The organism is Streptomyces sp. NPDC005761, from assembly GCF_040630635.1.
Taxonomy (GTDB): Bacteria; Actinomycetota; Actinomycetes; order Streptomycetales; family Streptomycetaceae; genus Streptomyces.
Map to the genome: position 1 here is coordinate 4,711 of NZ_JBEXXX010000067.1, position 12,636 is coordinate 17,346.

Genomic DNA, 12,636 nt, shown 5'->3' on the forward strand with positions numbered 1-12,636 from the left:
TCTCGTCGTCCTTGCCGGGCTGCCACTCGGTGACGGTCTTGGCGAGGGCGCCTCCGCCGGTGTGGACGCCGCCTTCGGGCTTGTCCTTCTTCCAGTCGTCCTTGCCGCTCTCGTCGTCCTTGCCGGGCTGCCACTCGGTGACGGTCTTGGCGAGGGCGCCTCCGCCGGTGTGGACGCCGCCTTCGGGCTTGTCCTTCTTCCAGCCGCCGTCCTCGCTGCTGGAGGACGAACCGCTGTCGTGCTCCCAGTCGCCGGCGGTCATGGCGTAGGCGGAGGGAGCGGTGATCGTGAGGACCGCCGTGACGGCGGCCGTGGCGAACAGTGTGCGGGCAGAGCGCATCTGAACACGTTTCCTTTCGTCGCAACTGCGGAGGGTGACGGGATGTCGACCCTGAGTGGCGCAGTGGCTACGTGATCCACCGTCAGCCCGGAGCCCGGAGCGCGCCATCGGAGAGCCCCGCATTTGAGCTACGGCGTGGGCTCATCGAGTGGCGAAGAACGGATAATCACCCGTTGGACGGCACGGCGCGCCGGGGAGAGGTTTGGCGGCGCCCGGTCCTCGTGTGCTGACGGAGCCTCACCGCGCGGCAGGACGCTCGGCGCCCGGTAAATGAGTTGCGTGGCCGGCCGGCCCCCTGTTGTACTCGCCGCATCAATCGACAGGACCAGGAGATATCGATGCGCCGATCTCACATGTTCGTCTCGACGGGAATTCACCCCACCGCTGAGAACATGGAGTTCTGTGCACACGCTGAATCTTGGAATTCTGGCGCATGTCGACGCCGGTAAGACGAGCCTGACCGAGCGGCTGCTCCACACCGCCGGAATCATCGACGAGATCGGACGCGTCGACGACGGGAACACGCAGACCGATTCCCTCGCCCTCGAACGGCAACGCGGCATCACGATCAAGTCCGCGGTTGTTTCGTTCGCCCTCGACGACGTCACCGTCAATCTGATCGACACGCCCGGCCACCCGGACTTCATCGCCGAGGTGGAACGGGTCCTGAGCGTGCTCGACGGCGCGGTGCTGGTCATTTCCGCCGTGGAGGGCGTACAGGCCCAGACCCGGGTACTGATGCGCACGCTCCAGCGGCTTCGCATCCCCACGCTCGTCTTCGTGAACAAGGCCGACCGGACCGGTGCCCGGTACGCGCAGGTGCTGCACGAGATCGCGGAGAGGCTCACGCCGCACGCGCTCGCGATGGGACCGGCCGTCACCGGCCTCGGTACTCGCGAGGCCCGCAGCCTGCCGTACGCCGACGGCGACCCCCGGTTCACGGACCGTCTCACCGATCTGCTCACCGAGCACGACGACGCCCTGCTGGCCGCTTACGTCGAGGGCGGCGCGGACCCGGCACCCGCCCGGCTCCGCGCGGAACTGGCGGCGCAGACCCGGCGGGCGCTGGTCCACCCCGTGTACTTCGGCTCCGCCGTCACGGGCACCGGCATCGCGGCCCTGACCGACGGGATCAAGGAGTTGCTGCCGGCGGCCGGGGGCGATGCCGACGGACCGGTCTCCGGCACCGTCTTCAAGGTCGAACGCGGCCGGGCCGGCGAGAAACTCGCCTGGGTCCGGATGTTCTCGGGAACCGTACGCACCCGCGACCGGCTGGCGTTCGGGCAGGGGCCCGGCGCCGTGTCCGAGGGCAAGGTGACCGGCATCCGGGTCTTCGCCGACGGCGCGGACGCGGACGCCGCGTCTGTGGGACCGGGCCGGATCGCCAAGCTCCGGGGACTCGGCGACATCCGGATCGGCGACGCGGTGGGCGGCATGCGTGCGGCGGCCACCGCGCACCACTTCGCCGCGCCGACGCTGGAATCCGTGGTGGTACCCGCTCCACCCGCCTCCCGGGGCGAACTGCATTTCGCGCTCGCACAGCTCGCCGAGCAGGATCCGCTGATCAATCTGCGGCAGGACGACATCCGTAAGGAAGTCTCGGTCTCGCTCTACGGTGAAGTGCAGAAAGAAGTCATCCAGGCGACGCTCTCGGACGAATTCGGAATCGACGTCACTTTCCGCGGAACCACGACCATCTGTCTGGAAAAGCCCTCCGGTTCCGGTGCCGCTTCCGAGATCATCGACACGGACGACAACCCCTTTCTCGCGACGGTGGGGCTGCGCGTCGATCCCGCCCCGCCCGGGAGCGGTGTGACCTACCGGCTGGAGGTGGAGCTCGGCTCGATGCCGTACTCCCTGATGAGAGCCGTCGAGGAGACCGTCGTCGAAACGCTCGGACAGGGCCTGCACGGCTGGCGCGTCACCGACTGCACGGTCACGATGACGCATTCCGGCTACTGGCCCCGCCAGAGCCATGCGCACGCCGTCTTCGACAAATCCATGTCGAGCACGGCGGGGGACTTCCGCAGTCTGACCCCGCTGGTCCTCATGGCCGCGCTCCGCAGGGCCGGCACGACGGTGTACGAGCCGATGCACCGCTTCCGGATGGAGCTCCCCGCGGACACCCTCGGACCGCTCCTGCCGGTACTCGCCCGCCTGCGGGCCGTCCCTGGCCCCCCGGCCGTCGACGGCGTCCACTGCGTGCTGGAGGGCGAGATCCCGGCCGCCCGGGTGCATGAACTCCAGCAGCGGCTCCCGGGCCTGACCCGGGGCGAAGGAGTGCTGGAGACCGCCTTCGAGACCCACCGTCCCGTCACCGGCACCTTCCCGGAGCGCTCCCGCACGGACCACAACCCGCTCGACCGGAAGGAGTACCTGCTGCACACCGCACGGTGAGGCGGGCGCGCGGCGGCCCCGGGGCCACCGCCCTCCGCGCGCGACGTCAGTTCAGCATCGCCCGGGCCGCCCGCGCGCTCCCGCGTACGGCCTCCGCGGTGGCCGGGTCGACGTCCGCGATCACCTGCGCGTACTCGTCCATCTCCGCCGCCCCGCGCAGGAACTCCCCGCTGCGGACCAGCAGCTGGGCCCGCTCGTAGCGCAGCCGGGCGGGGTGCGACGGCAGGAGCAGGGACAGCTCCACCGCCCACAGCCCCACGTCGGTGCGTTCCGGGCGGGCCGCCGCCCACGCCCGGATGTTGTTCAGGATCCGCAGCACGATCTCCAGCGGCTGCGCCGGGACCAGCATCGACGCCTCCAGCGGCTCGCCGGTCGCGCCCGCCACCAGAAGTTCCGCGTCCTGGTCCGTCAGCGGCCGGCCACCGGCGAACGGATCAGCCAGCACGCGCTCCGCCGGATCCCCGAACCCGACCACGAAGTGGCCCGGCAGCGCCACCCCGTACACCGGAGCGCCCGCCCGCCGGGCCACCTCGATCCACACCACCGACAACAGGATCGGCAGCCCGCGCCGCCGCCGCAGCACCTCGTGCAGCAGCGACGACTCCAGCCGCTGGTAGTCCGCCGACGAGCCCTCGAACCCGCACCGCTCACCCAGCAGTTCCGCCAGCGCCGACGCGCAGGCGCGACCTCCGCGCAGCCCGTACGGCAGCAGGCCGGCGAGCCGGTCCAGCTCGATCTGGGCCGCGTCCGTCGCGTCCGTGTCGAGCGCGGTATCGGCCTCCGCGCCCAGCAGCAGGCAGAGCAGCGCCAGGTCGGGCCGCTCCGCCCGCGCCTCCTCGGCGAACCTGCGGCGCACCTCGTCCCTGTCGTCCCTCCCGGAAGTCATCGCGTCACGCCGCCCGGAAGTGGTGGTAGAGGTGGTGCGTCGCGAAGCCCATCCCGTCGTACAGCGTGCGGGCGCCGTCGTTGTCCGCCTCCACCTGGAGCCACGCGGCCGACGCGCCCTCGTCCATCGCCTGCCGGGCCAGCGCCGTCATCACGACGGTGGCAAGCCCCTGCCTGCGATGCTCCGGGGCCACCTCGACGGCCATGAAGCCGGCCCACCGACCGTCCACGACACACCGCCCGATCGCGGCCGGCGCCTCGTCCGCCGCCCCGCCCGGCACGGTCGCGAACCACACCGAAGGGCCGTTGCCCAGCACGGCCGCCACCTGCGGGCCGGGCGTCCCGACGCGCTGGTAGCGGGCGAGCCACGCATCGTCCACGGTGCGGCTCAGCCGCACCCGCGACACCTCCGCCGCCAGATCACCGATCGGGGCCAACGGGGCGATCCGCACCTCCGCGCTCACCTCACGCCGCCAACCGAGACCCTCCAGCGCCGCGCACAACTCCTCCTGCGCACCCTCGGCGCCCGTCGCGGTCTGTACGTACGCGGGCAGACCCCGGTCGCCGTACCACTGCCTGACCCGCCCGAGCGCCGCGTCGAGCGGCACGCCCGGATCACCGAGCGGAAGCACGGAGTTGGCCCGCCGGGTGAAACCACCGGCGGCGCGCAGCAGCCAGTCGCCCAGCGGCTCGCTCTCCACGGGCTGCCAGGCACGCGCGCAGACCGGGGCGAGCTCGGCGAAGGAGGCCGCCGGACCGCGCCGACGGGCCGGGGCGGCCGGCACGACCTTGCCCGCCACCAGGGCTGATTCCGCGATGCGGACGGCCTCGCCGCTCTTCGGTGTGACCGACAGCACACCCGCGTTCCAGGATGTGAGAACACCGACCGTGTCGGTGAATTTCGGACCCTGGGAACCGTCTTCGGTCAGGCGCCGTACCGATACCCGTTTACCCACGTCAGCCGGTGCAATTCGGACCTCCAGCCGTCCGCCCATGGTGAATTCCACAGCTCTGTCCGCCCCTCCTGTTCGGATCGTGCCCGGGAACGGAGATACTAGGTGCGGGCATCGACGACGCCGCGCTCCCGCGCGAGAGCCAACGCCCTACCGAGGAGGAACGACAGCGTGACCTACGTCATCGCGCAGCCTTGTGTCGACGTAAAGGACAAGGCCTGCATCGAAGAGTGCCCCGTCGACTGTATCTATGAGGGCCAGCGGTCCTTGTACATCCACCCGGACGAGTGCGTCGACTGTGGAGCCTGTGAGCCGGTCTGCCCGGTCGAGGCGATCTTCTACGAGGACGACACCCCGGAGGAGTGGAAGGACTACTACAAGGCGAACGTCGAGTTCTTCGACGACCTCGGGTCGCCGGGTGGTGCCTCCAAGCTGGGTCTGATCGAGCGCGACCACGCGTTCATCGCCGCGCTGCCGCCGCAGAACCAGTAGCAGCGTCCCGGCACGTGCGTCACCTCGGTCCCGTACGGCTCGTCCCCGTACGGGACCGAGGTGTTTCCCGCGCTCCCGGGCCGCCCGCGTGAACCCCGTACGAGAAAGCAGAGATCCGTGTCCGCAGTCTCCTCCCGCCTCCCGGTCTTCCCCTGGGACAGGCTCGCGCCCTACAAGTCGACGGCCGAGAGCCACCCGGACGGCATCGTGGACCTGTCCGTCGGCACACCCGTCGACCCGGTGCCCGAGCTGATCCAGCAGGCGCTCGTCGCCGCGGCGGACAGCCCGGGATATCCGACCGTGTGGGGGACGGCCGCACTGCGTGACGCCCTGACGGCCTGGGTGGAGCGGCGGCTGGGCGCGGTCTCGGTGACGCACGAGAACGTGCTGCCCGTCGTCGGCTCCAAGGAGCTGGTGGCCTGGCTGCCGACCCAGCTCGGTCTCGGTGCCGGCGACAAGGTCGCCTACCCGCGGCTCGCCTATCCGACGTACGAGGTGGGCGCCCGGCTCTGCGGTGCGGAGCCCGTCGTCTACGACGACCCGACCGACCTCGACCCGTCGGGGCTGAAGCTGCTCTGGCTCAACTCGCCGTCCAACCCGACCGGCCGGGTCCTGGCCAAGGACGAGCTGACCCGGATCGTCGCCTGGGCGCGCGAGCACGACGTGCTGGTCTTCAGCGACGAGTGCTACCTGGAGCTGGGCTGGGACGCCGACCCGGTCTCCGTGCTCCACCCCGACGTCTGCGGCGGTACGTACGAGGGCATCGTCGCCGTCCACTCGCTCTCCAAGCGCTCGAACCTCGCCGGCTACCGTGCCGCGTTCGTCGCGGGCGACGCGGCCGTGCTGAGCGAGTTGCTGCTGATCCGCAAGCACGGCGGGATGATGACGCCGGCTCCCGTCCAGGCGGCAACCGTCGCGGCGCTCGGGGACGACACGCACGTGTCCGAGCAGCGCGCCCGGTACGCGGGCAGGCGCGAGGCCCTGCGCACGGCCCTGGAGGCCCACGGCTTCCGCATCGAGCACAGCGAGGCGAGCCTCTATCTGTGGGTGACCCGTGACGAGCCCTGCTGGGACACCGTGGCCCACCTGGCGGAACTGGGCATCCTGGTGGCGCCCGGTGACTTCTACGGGCCGGCGGGCGACCGCTTCGTACGGGTCGCGTTCACGGCGACCGACGAACGCGTGGCGGCCGCGGTGGAGCGGCTGGGCTGAGCCCGCAGCAGGGCGGACGCGCGAGGGCCTCGGGAGTGCGCACTCCCGAGGCCCTCGCGCGTCCGCCCTGCTGCGGGCTCAGCCCAGCCGCTCCACCGCGGCCGCCACGCGTTCGTCGGTCGCCGTGAACGCGACCCGTACGAAGCGGTCGCCCGCCGGCCCGTAGAAGTCACCGGGCGCCACCAGGATGCCCAGTTCCGCCAGGTGGGCCACGGTGTCCCAGCAGGGCTCGTCACGGGTCACCCACAGATAGAGGCTCGCCTCGCTGTGCTCGATGCGGAAGCCGTGGGCCTCCAGGGCCGTGCGCAGGGCCTCGCGCCTGCCCGCGTACCGGGCGCGCTGCTCGGACACGTGCGTGTCGTCCCCGAGCGCCGCGACGGTTGCCGCCTGGACGGGAGCCGGCGTCATCATCCCGCCGTGCTTGCGGATCAGCAGCAACTCGCTCAGCACGGCCGCGTCGCCCGCGACGAACGCGGCACGGTAGCCGGCGAGGTTCGAGCGCTTGGAGAGCGAGTGGACGGCGACGATGCCCTCGTACGTACCGCCGCAGACGTCGGGGTGGAGCACGGAGACCGGGTCGGCGTCCCAGCCCAGCTCCAGGTAGCACTCGTCGCTGAAGACCAGCACGTCGTGCTCGCGCGCCCAGGCGACGATCCGGGTCAGCTCGTCCTTGGCCAGGACCCGGCCGGTCGGGTTGGACGGCGAGTTGAGCCAGAGCAGCTTCAGCCCCGACGGGTCGAGGTCGGTCGGGTCGTCGTAGACGACGGGCTCCGCACCGCAGAGCCGGGCGCCCACCTCGTACGTCGGATAGGCGAGCCGCGGGTAGGCGACCTTGTCGCCGGCACCGAGACCGAGCTGGGTCGGCAGCCAGGCCACCAGCTCCTTGGAGCCGACGACGGGCAGCACGTTCTCGTGCGTCACCGAGACCGCGCCCAGCCGCCGCTCCACCCAGGCCGTCAGGGCGTCACGCAGTGCGGCCGTCCCCCACACGGTCGGATATCCCGGGCTGTCCGCCGCGGCGACGAGCGCCTGCTGGATCAGCTCGGGCACCGGGTCGACGGGTGTGCCGACGGACAGGTCCACGATGCCGTCCGGGTGGCTCTCGGCCGTCGACTTGTAGGGCGCGAGCCTGTCCCAGGGGAAGACCGGGAGGCGGGAGGAGACTGCGGACACGGATCTCTGCTTTCTCGTACGGGGTTCACGCGGGCGGCCCGGGAGCGCGGGAAACACCTCGGTCCCGTACGGGGACGAGCCGTACGGGACCGAGGTGACGCACGTGCCGGGACGCTGCTACTGGTTCTGCGGCGGCAGCGCGGCGATGAACGCGTGGTCGCGCTCGATCAGACCCAGCTTGGAGGCACCACCCGGCGACCCGAGGTCGTCGAAGAACTCGACGTTCGCCTTGTAGTAGTCCTTCCACTCCTCCGGGGTGTCGTCCTCGTAGAAGATCGCCTCGACCGGGCAGACCGGCTCACAGGCTCCACAGTCGACGCACTCGTCCGGGTGGATGTACAAGGACCGCTGGCCCTCATAGATACAGTCGACGGGGCACTCTTCGATGCAGGCCTTGTCCTTTACGTCGACACAAGGCTGCGCGATGACGTAGGTCACGCTGTCGTTCCTCCTCGGTAGGGCGTTGGCTCTCGCGCGGGAGCGCGGCGTCGTCGATGCCCGCACCTAGTATCTCCGTTCCCGGGCACGATCCGAACAGGAGGGGCGGACAGAGCTGTGGAATTCACCATGGGCGGACGGCTGGAGGTCCGAATTGCACCGGCTGACGTGGGTAAACGGGTATCGGTACGGCGCCTGACCGAAGACGGTTCCCAGGGTCCGAAATTCACCGACACGGTCGGTGTTCTCACATCCTGGAACGCGGGTGTGCTGTCGGTCACACCGAAGAGCGGCGAGGCCGTCCGCATCGCGGAATCAGCCCTGGTGGCGGGCAAGGTCGTGCCGGCCGCCCCGGCCCGTCGGCGCGGTCCGGCGGCCTCCTTCGCCGAGCTCGCCCCGGTCTGCGCGCGTGCCTGGCAGCCCGTGGAGAGCGAGCCGCTGGGCGACTGGCTGCTGCGCGCCGCCGGTGGTTTCACCCGGCGGGCCAACTCCGTGCTTCCGCTCGGTGATCCGGGCGTGCCGCTCGACGCGGCGCTCGGGCGGGTCAGGCAGTGGTACGGCGACCGGGGTCTGCCCGCGTACGTACAGACCGCGACGGGCGCCGAGGGTGCGCAGGAGGAGTTGTGCGCGGCGCTGGAGGGTCTCGGTTGGCGGCGTGAGGTGAGCGCGGAGGTGCGGATCGCCCCGTTGGCCCCGATCGGTGATCTGGCGGCGGAGGTGTCGCGGGTGCGGCTGAGCCGCACCGTGGACGATGCGTGGCTCGCCCGCTACCAGCGCGTCGGGACGCCCGGCCCGCAGGTGGCGGCCGTGCTGGGCAACGGCCCTTCGGTGTGGTTCGCGACCGTGCCGGGCGGGGCGGCGGACGAGGCGCCGGCCGCGATCGGGCGGTGTGTCGTGGACGGTCGGTGGGCCGGCTTCATGGCCGTCGAGGTGGCCCCGGAGCATCGCAGGCAGGGGCTTGCCACCGTCGTGATGACGGCGCTGGCCCGGCAGGCGATGGACGAGGGCGCGTCGGCCGCGTGGCTCCAGGTGGAGGCGGACAACGACGGCGCCCGCACGCTGTACGACGGGATGGGCTTCGCGACGCACCACCTCTACCACCACTTCCGGGCGGCGTGACGCGATGACTTCCGGGAGGGACGACAGGGACGAGGTGCGCCGCAGGTTCGCCGAGGAGGCGCGGGCGGAGCGGCCCGACCTGGCGCTGCTCTGCCTGCTGCTGGGCGCGGAGGCCGATACCGCGCTCGACACGGACGCGACGGACGCGGCCCAGATCGAGCTGGACCGGCTCGCCGGCCTGCTGCCGTACGGGCTGCGCGGAGGTCGCGCCTGCGCGTCGGCGCTGGCGGAACTGCTGGGTGAGCGGTGCGGGTTCGAGGGCTCGTCGGCGGACTACCAGCGGCTGGAGTCGTCGCTGCTGCACGAGGTGCTGCGGCGGCGGCGCGGGCTGCCGATCCTGTTGTCGGTGGTGTGGATCGAGGTGGCCCGGCGGGCGGGCGCTCCGGTGTACGGGGTGGCGCTGCCGGGCCACTTCGTGGTCGGGTTCGGGGATCCGGCGGAGCGCGTGCTGGCTGATCCGTTCGCCGGTGGCCGGCCGCTGACGGACCAGGACGCGGAACTTCTGGTGGCGGGCGCGACCGGCGAGCCGCTGGAGGCGTCGATGCTGGTCCCGGCGCAGCCGCTGGAGATCGTGCTGCGGATCCTGAACAACATCCGGGCGTGGGCGGCGGCCCGCCCGGAACGCACCGACGTGGGGCTGTGGGCGGTGGAGCTGTCCCTGCTCCTGCCGTCGCACCCCGCCCGGCTGCGCTACGAGCGGGCCCAGCTGCTGGTCCGCAGCGGGGAGTTCCTGCGCGGGGCGGCGGAGATGGACGAGTACGCGCAGGTGATCGCGGACGTCGACCCGGCCACCGCGGAGGCCGTACGCGGGAGCGCGCGGGCGGCCCGGGCGATGCTGAACTGACGTCGCGCGCGGAGGGCGGTGGCCCCGGGGCCGCCGCGCGCCCGCCTCACCGTGCGGTGTGCAGCAGGTACTCCTTCCGGTCGAGCGGGTTGTGGTCCGTGCGGGAGCGCTCCGGGAAGGTGCCGGTGACGGGACGGTGGGTCTCGAAGGCGGTCTCCAGCACTCCTTCGCCCCGGGTCAGGCCCGGGAGCCGCTGCTGGAGTTCATGCACCCGGGCGGCCGGGATCTCGCCCTCCAGCACGCAGTGGACGCCGTCGACGGCCGGGGGGCCAGGGACGGCCCGCAGGCGGGCGAGTACCGGCAGGAGCGGTCCGAGGGTGTCCGCGGGGAGCTCCATCCGGAAGCGGTGCATCGGCTCGTACACCGTCGTGCCGGCCCTGCGGAGCGCGGCCATGAGGACCAGCGGGGTCAGACTGCGGAAGTCCCCCGCCGTGCTCGACATGGATTTGTCGAAGACGGCGTGCGCATGGCTCTGGCGGGGCCAGTAGCCGGAATGCGTCATCGTGACCGTGCAGTCGGTGACGCGCCAGCCGTGCAGGCCCTGTCCGAGCGTTTCGACGACGGTCTCCTCGACGGCTCTCATCAGGGAGTACGGCATCGAGCCGAGCTCCACCTCCAGCCGGTAGGTCACACCGCTCCCGGGCGGGGCGGGATCGACGCGCAGCCCCACCGTCGCGAGAAAGGGGTTGTCGTCCGTGTCGATGATCTCGGAAGCGGCACCGGAACCGGAGGGCTTTTCCAGACAGATGGTCGTGGTTCCGCGGAAAGTGACGTCGATTCCGAATTCGTCCGAGAGCGTCGCCTGGATGACTTCTTTCTGCACTTCACCGTAGAGCGAGACCGAGACTTCCTTACGGATGTCGTCCTGCCGCAGATTGATCAGCGGATCCTGCTCGGCGAGCTGTGCGAGCGCGAAATGCAGTTCGCCCCGGGAGGCGGGTGGAGCGGGTACCACCACGGATTCCAGCGTCGGCGCGGCGAAGTGGTGCGCGGTGGCCGCCGCACGCATGCCGCCCACCGCGTCGCCGATCCGGATGTCGCCGAGTCCCCGGAGCTTGGCGATCCGGCCCGGTCCCACAGACGCGGCGTCCGCGTCCGCGCCGTCGGCGAAGACCCGGATGCCGGTCACCTTGCCCTCGGACACGGCGCCGGGCCCCTGCCCGAACGCCAGCCGGTCGCGGGTGCGTACGGTTCCCGAGAACATCCGGACCCAGGCGAGTTTCTCGCCGGCCCGGCCGCGTTCGACCTTGAAGACGGTGCCGGAGACCGGTCCGTCGGCATCGCCCCCGGCCGCCGGCAGCAACTCCTTGATCCCGTCGGTCAGGGCCGCGATGCCGGTGCCCGTGACGGCGGAGCCGAAGTACACGGGGTGGACCAGCGCCCGCCGGGTCTGCGCCGCCAGTTCCGCGCGGAGCCGGGCGGGTGCCGGGTCCGCGCCGCCCTCGACGTAAGCGGCCAGCAGGGCGTCGTCGTGCTCGGTGAGCAGATCGGTGAGACGGTCCGTGAACCGGGGGTCGCCGTCGGCGTACGGCAGGCTGCGGGCCTCGCGAGTACCGAGGCCGGTGACGGCCGGTCCCATCGCGAGCGCGTGCGGCGTGAGCCTCTCCGCGATCTCGTGCAGCACCTGCGCGTACCGGGCACCGGTCCGGTCGGCCTTGTTCACGAAGACGAGCGTGGGGATGCGAAGCCGCTGGAGCGTGCGCATCAGTACCCGGGTCTGGGCCTGTACGCCCTCCACGGCGGAAATGACCAGCACCGCGCCGTCGAGCACGCTCAGGACCCGTTCCACCTCGGCGATGAAGTCCGGGTGGCCGGGCGTGTCGATCAGATTGACGGTGACGTCGTCGAGGGCGAACGAAACAACCGCGGACTTGATCGTGATGCCGCGTTGCCGTTCGAGGGCGAGGGAATCGGTCTGCGTGTTCCCGTCGTCGACGCGTCCGATCTCGTCGATGATTCCGGCGGTGTGGAGCAGCCGCTCGGTCAGGCTCGTCTTACCGGCGTCGACATGCGCCAGAATTCCAAGATTCAGCGTGTGCACAGAACTCCATGTTCTCAGCGGTGGGGTGAATTCCCGTCGAGACGAACATGTGAGATCGGCGCATCGATATCTCCTGGTCCTGTCGATTGATGCGGCGAGTACAACAGGGGGCCGGCCGGCCACGCAACTCATTTACCGGGCGCCGAGCGTCCTGCCGCGCGGTGAGGCTCCGTCAGCACACGAGGACCGGGCGCCGCCAAACCTCTCCCCGGCGCGCCGTGCCGTCCAACGGGTGATTATCCGTTCTTCGCCACTCGATGAGCCCACGCCGTAGCTCAAATGCGGGGCTCTCCGATGGCGCGCTCCGGGCTCCGGGCTGACGGTGGATCACGTAGCCACTGCGCCACTCAGGGTCGACATCCCGTCACCCTCCGCAGTTGCGACGAAAGGAAACGTGTTCAGATGCGCTCTGCCCGCACACTGTTCGCCACGGCCGCCGTCACGGCGGTCCTCACGATCACCGCTCCCTCCGCCTACGCCATGACCGCCGGCGACTGGGAGCACGACAGCGGTTCGTCCTCCAGCAGCGAGGACGGCGGCTGGAAGAAGGACAAGCCCGAAGGCGGCGTCCACACCGGCGGAGGCGCCCTCGCCAAGACCGTCACCGAGTGGCAGCCCGGCAAGGACGACGAGAGCGGCAAGGACGACTGGAAGAAGGACAAGCCCGAAGGCGGCGTCCACACCGGCGGAGGCGCCCTCGCCAAGACCGTCACCGAGTGGCAGCCCGGCAAGGACGACGAGA

General features: G+C 71.2%; 10 protein-coding genes and 2 pseudogenes. 6 read left to right on the forward strand and 6 right to left on the reverse strand.

The features are described from left to right. Positions 1-340 (reverse strand): annotated as a pseudogene (locus ABZ434_RS34435) (hypothetical protein); the annotation flags it as partial. Positions 341-742: 402 nt separating this feature from the next. On the opposite strand from ABZ434_RS34435, the gene ABZ434_RS34440 reads away from it, so the two are divergent. Next, positions 743-2,737, forward strand: a complete 1,995-nt coding sequence (locus tag ABZ434_RS34440; protein ID WP_359145515.1) for a translation factor GTPase family protein — start codon at positions 743-745, stop codon at positions 2,735-2,737. Positions 2,738-2,783: 46 nt separating this feature from the next. On the opposite strand, the gene ABZ434_RS34445 is transcribed toward ABZ434_RS34440, so the two are convergent. Together ABZ434_RS34445 and ABZ434_RS34450 are read right to left on the reverse strand one after the other, a co-directional pair. Then, a complete protein-coding gene (locus ABZ434_RS34445; protein ID WP_359145518.1) occupies positions 2,784-3,623 on the reverse strand; it encodes a transglutaminase-like domain-containing protein in 840 nt (279 codons plus the stop codon). A gap of 4 nt (positions 3,624-3,627) precedes the next feature. Next, positions 3,628-4,629 (reverse strand): GNAT family N-acetyltransferase, encoded by a 1,002-nt coding sequence (locus tag ABZ434_RS34450; protein WP_359145521.1) that lies wholly within the window; start codon positions 4,627-4,629, stop codon positions 3,628-3,630. A 117-nt stretch (positions 4,630-4,746) separates the two neighbouring features. On the opposite strand from ABZ434_RS34450, the gene fdxA (ABZ434_RS34455) reads away from it, so the two are divergent. Further along, positions 4,747-5,067 carry a ferredoxin gene (fdxA, locus tag ABZ434_RS34455; protein WP_018956287.1) on the forward strand — a complete coding sequence of 107 codons (321 nt, stop codon included), beginning with the start codon at positions 4,747-4,749 and terminating at the stop codon, positions 5,065-5,067. A gap of 117 nt (positions 5,068-5,184) precedes the next feature. Then, positions 5,185-6,279, forward strand: coding sequence for a succinyldiaminopimelate transaminase (gene dapC, locus ABZ434_RS34460; protein ID WP_359145524.1), 1,095 nt, complete (start codon positions 5,185-5,187; stop codon positions 6,277-6,279). A 78-nt stretch (positions 6,280-6,357) separates the two neighbouring features. On the opposite strand, the gene dapC (ABZ434_RS34465) is transcribed toward dapC (ABZ434_RS34460), so the two are convergent. Both dapC (ABZ434_RS34465) and fdxA (ABZ434_RS34470) read right to left on the reverse strand, forming a co-directional pair. Continuing rightward, positions 6,358-7,452 carry a succinyldiaminopimelate transaminase gene (gene dapC, locus ABZ434_RS34465; protein WP_359145524.1) on the reverse strand — a complete coding sequence of 365 codons (1,095 nt, stop codon included), beginning with the start codon at positions 7,450-7,452 and terminating at the stop codon, positions 6,358-6,360. Between the two features lie 117 nt (positions 7,453-7,569). Then, the gene (gene fdxA / locus ABZ434_RS34470) at positions 7,570-7,890 is read right to left on the reverse strand and encodes a ferredoxin (protein WP_018956287.1); all 321 of its coding nucleotides are present in this window, start codon (positions 7,888-7,890) and stop codon (positions 7,570-7,572) included. 117 nt (positions 7,891-8,007) lie between these two features. Here fdxA (ABZ434_RS34470) and ABZ434_RS34475 point away from each other — a divergent pair, with 117 nt between their 5' ends. Together ABZ434_RS34475 and ABZ434_RS34480 are read left to right on the forward strand one after the other, a co-directional pair. Continuing rightward, positions 8,008-9,009, forward strand: a complete 1,002-nt coding sequence (locus tag ABZ434_RS34475; protein ID WP_359145521.1) for a GNAT family N-acetyltransferase — start codon at positions 8,008-8,010, stop codon at positions 9,007-9,009. Positions 9,010-9,013: 4 nt separating this feature from the next. After that, entirely contained in the window at positions 9,014-9,853 is an 840-nt protein-coding gene (locus ABZ434_RS34480) for a transglutaminase-like domain-containing protein (RefSeq protein WP_359145518.1), read from the forward strand. 46 nt (positions 9,854-9,899) lie between these two features. On the opposite strand, the gene ABZ434_RS34485 is transcribed toward ABZ434_RS34480, so the two are convergent. After that, positions 9,900-11,894, reverse strand: a complete 1,995-nt coding sequence (locus ABZ434_RS34485) for a translation factor GTPase family protein (RefSeq protein WP_359145515.1) — start codon at positions 11,892-11,894, stop codon at positions 9,900-9,902. Between the two features lie 402 nt (positions 11,895-12,296). On the opposite strand from ABZ434_RS34485, the pseudogene ABZ434_RS34490 reads away from it, so the two are divergent. After that, positions 12,297-12,636: pseudogene (locus ABZ434_RS34490) on the forward strand (hypothetical protein); the annotation flags it as partial.

Excerpts from the sequence above, each read along its gene's own strand:
- ABZ434_RS34445 (WP_359145518.1), bottom strand. The coding sequence starts at position 3,623 with ATGACTTCCGGGAGGGACGACAGGGACGAGGTGCGCCGCAGGTTCGCC.
- ABZ434_RS34480 (WP_359145518.1), top strand. The coding sequence starts at position 9,014 with ATGACTTCCGGGAGGGACGACAGGGACGAGGTGCGCCGCAGGTTCGCC.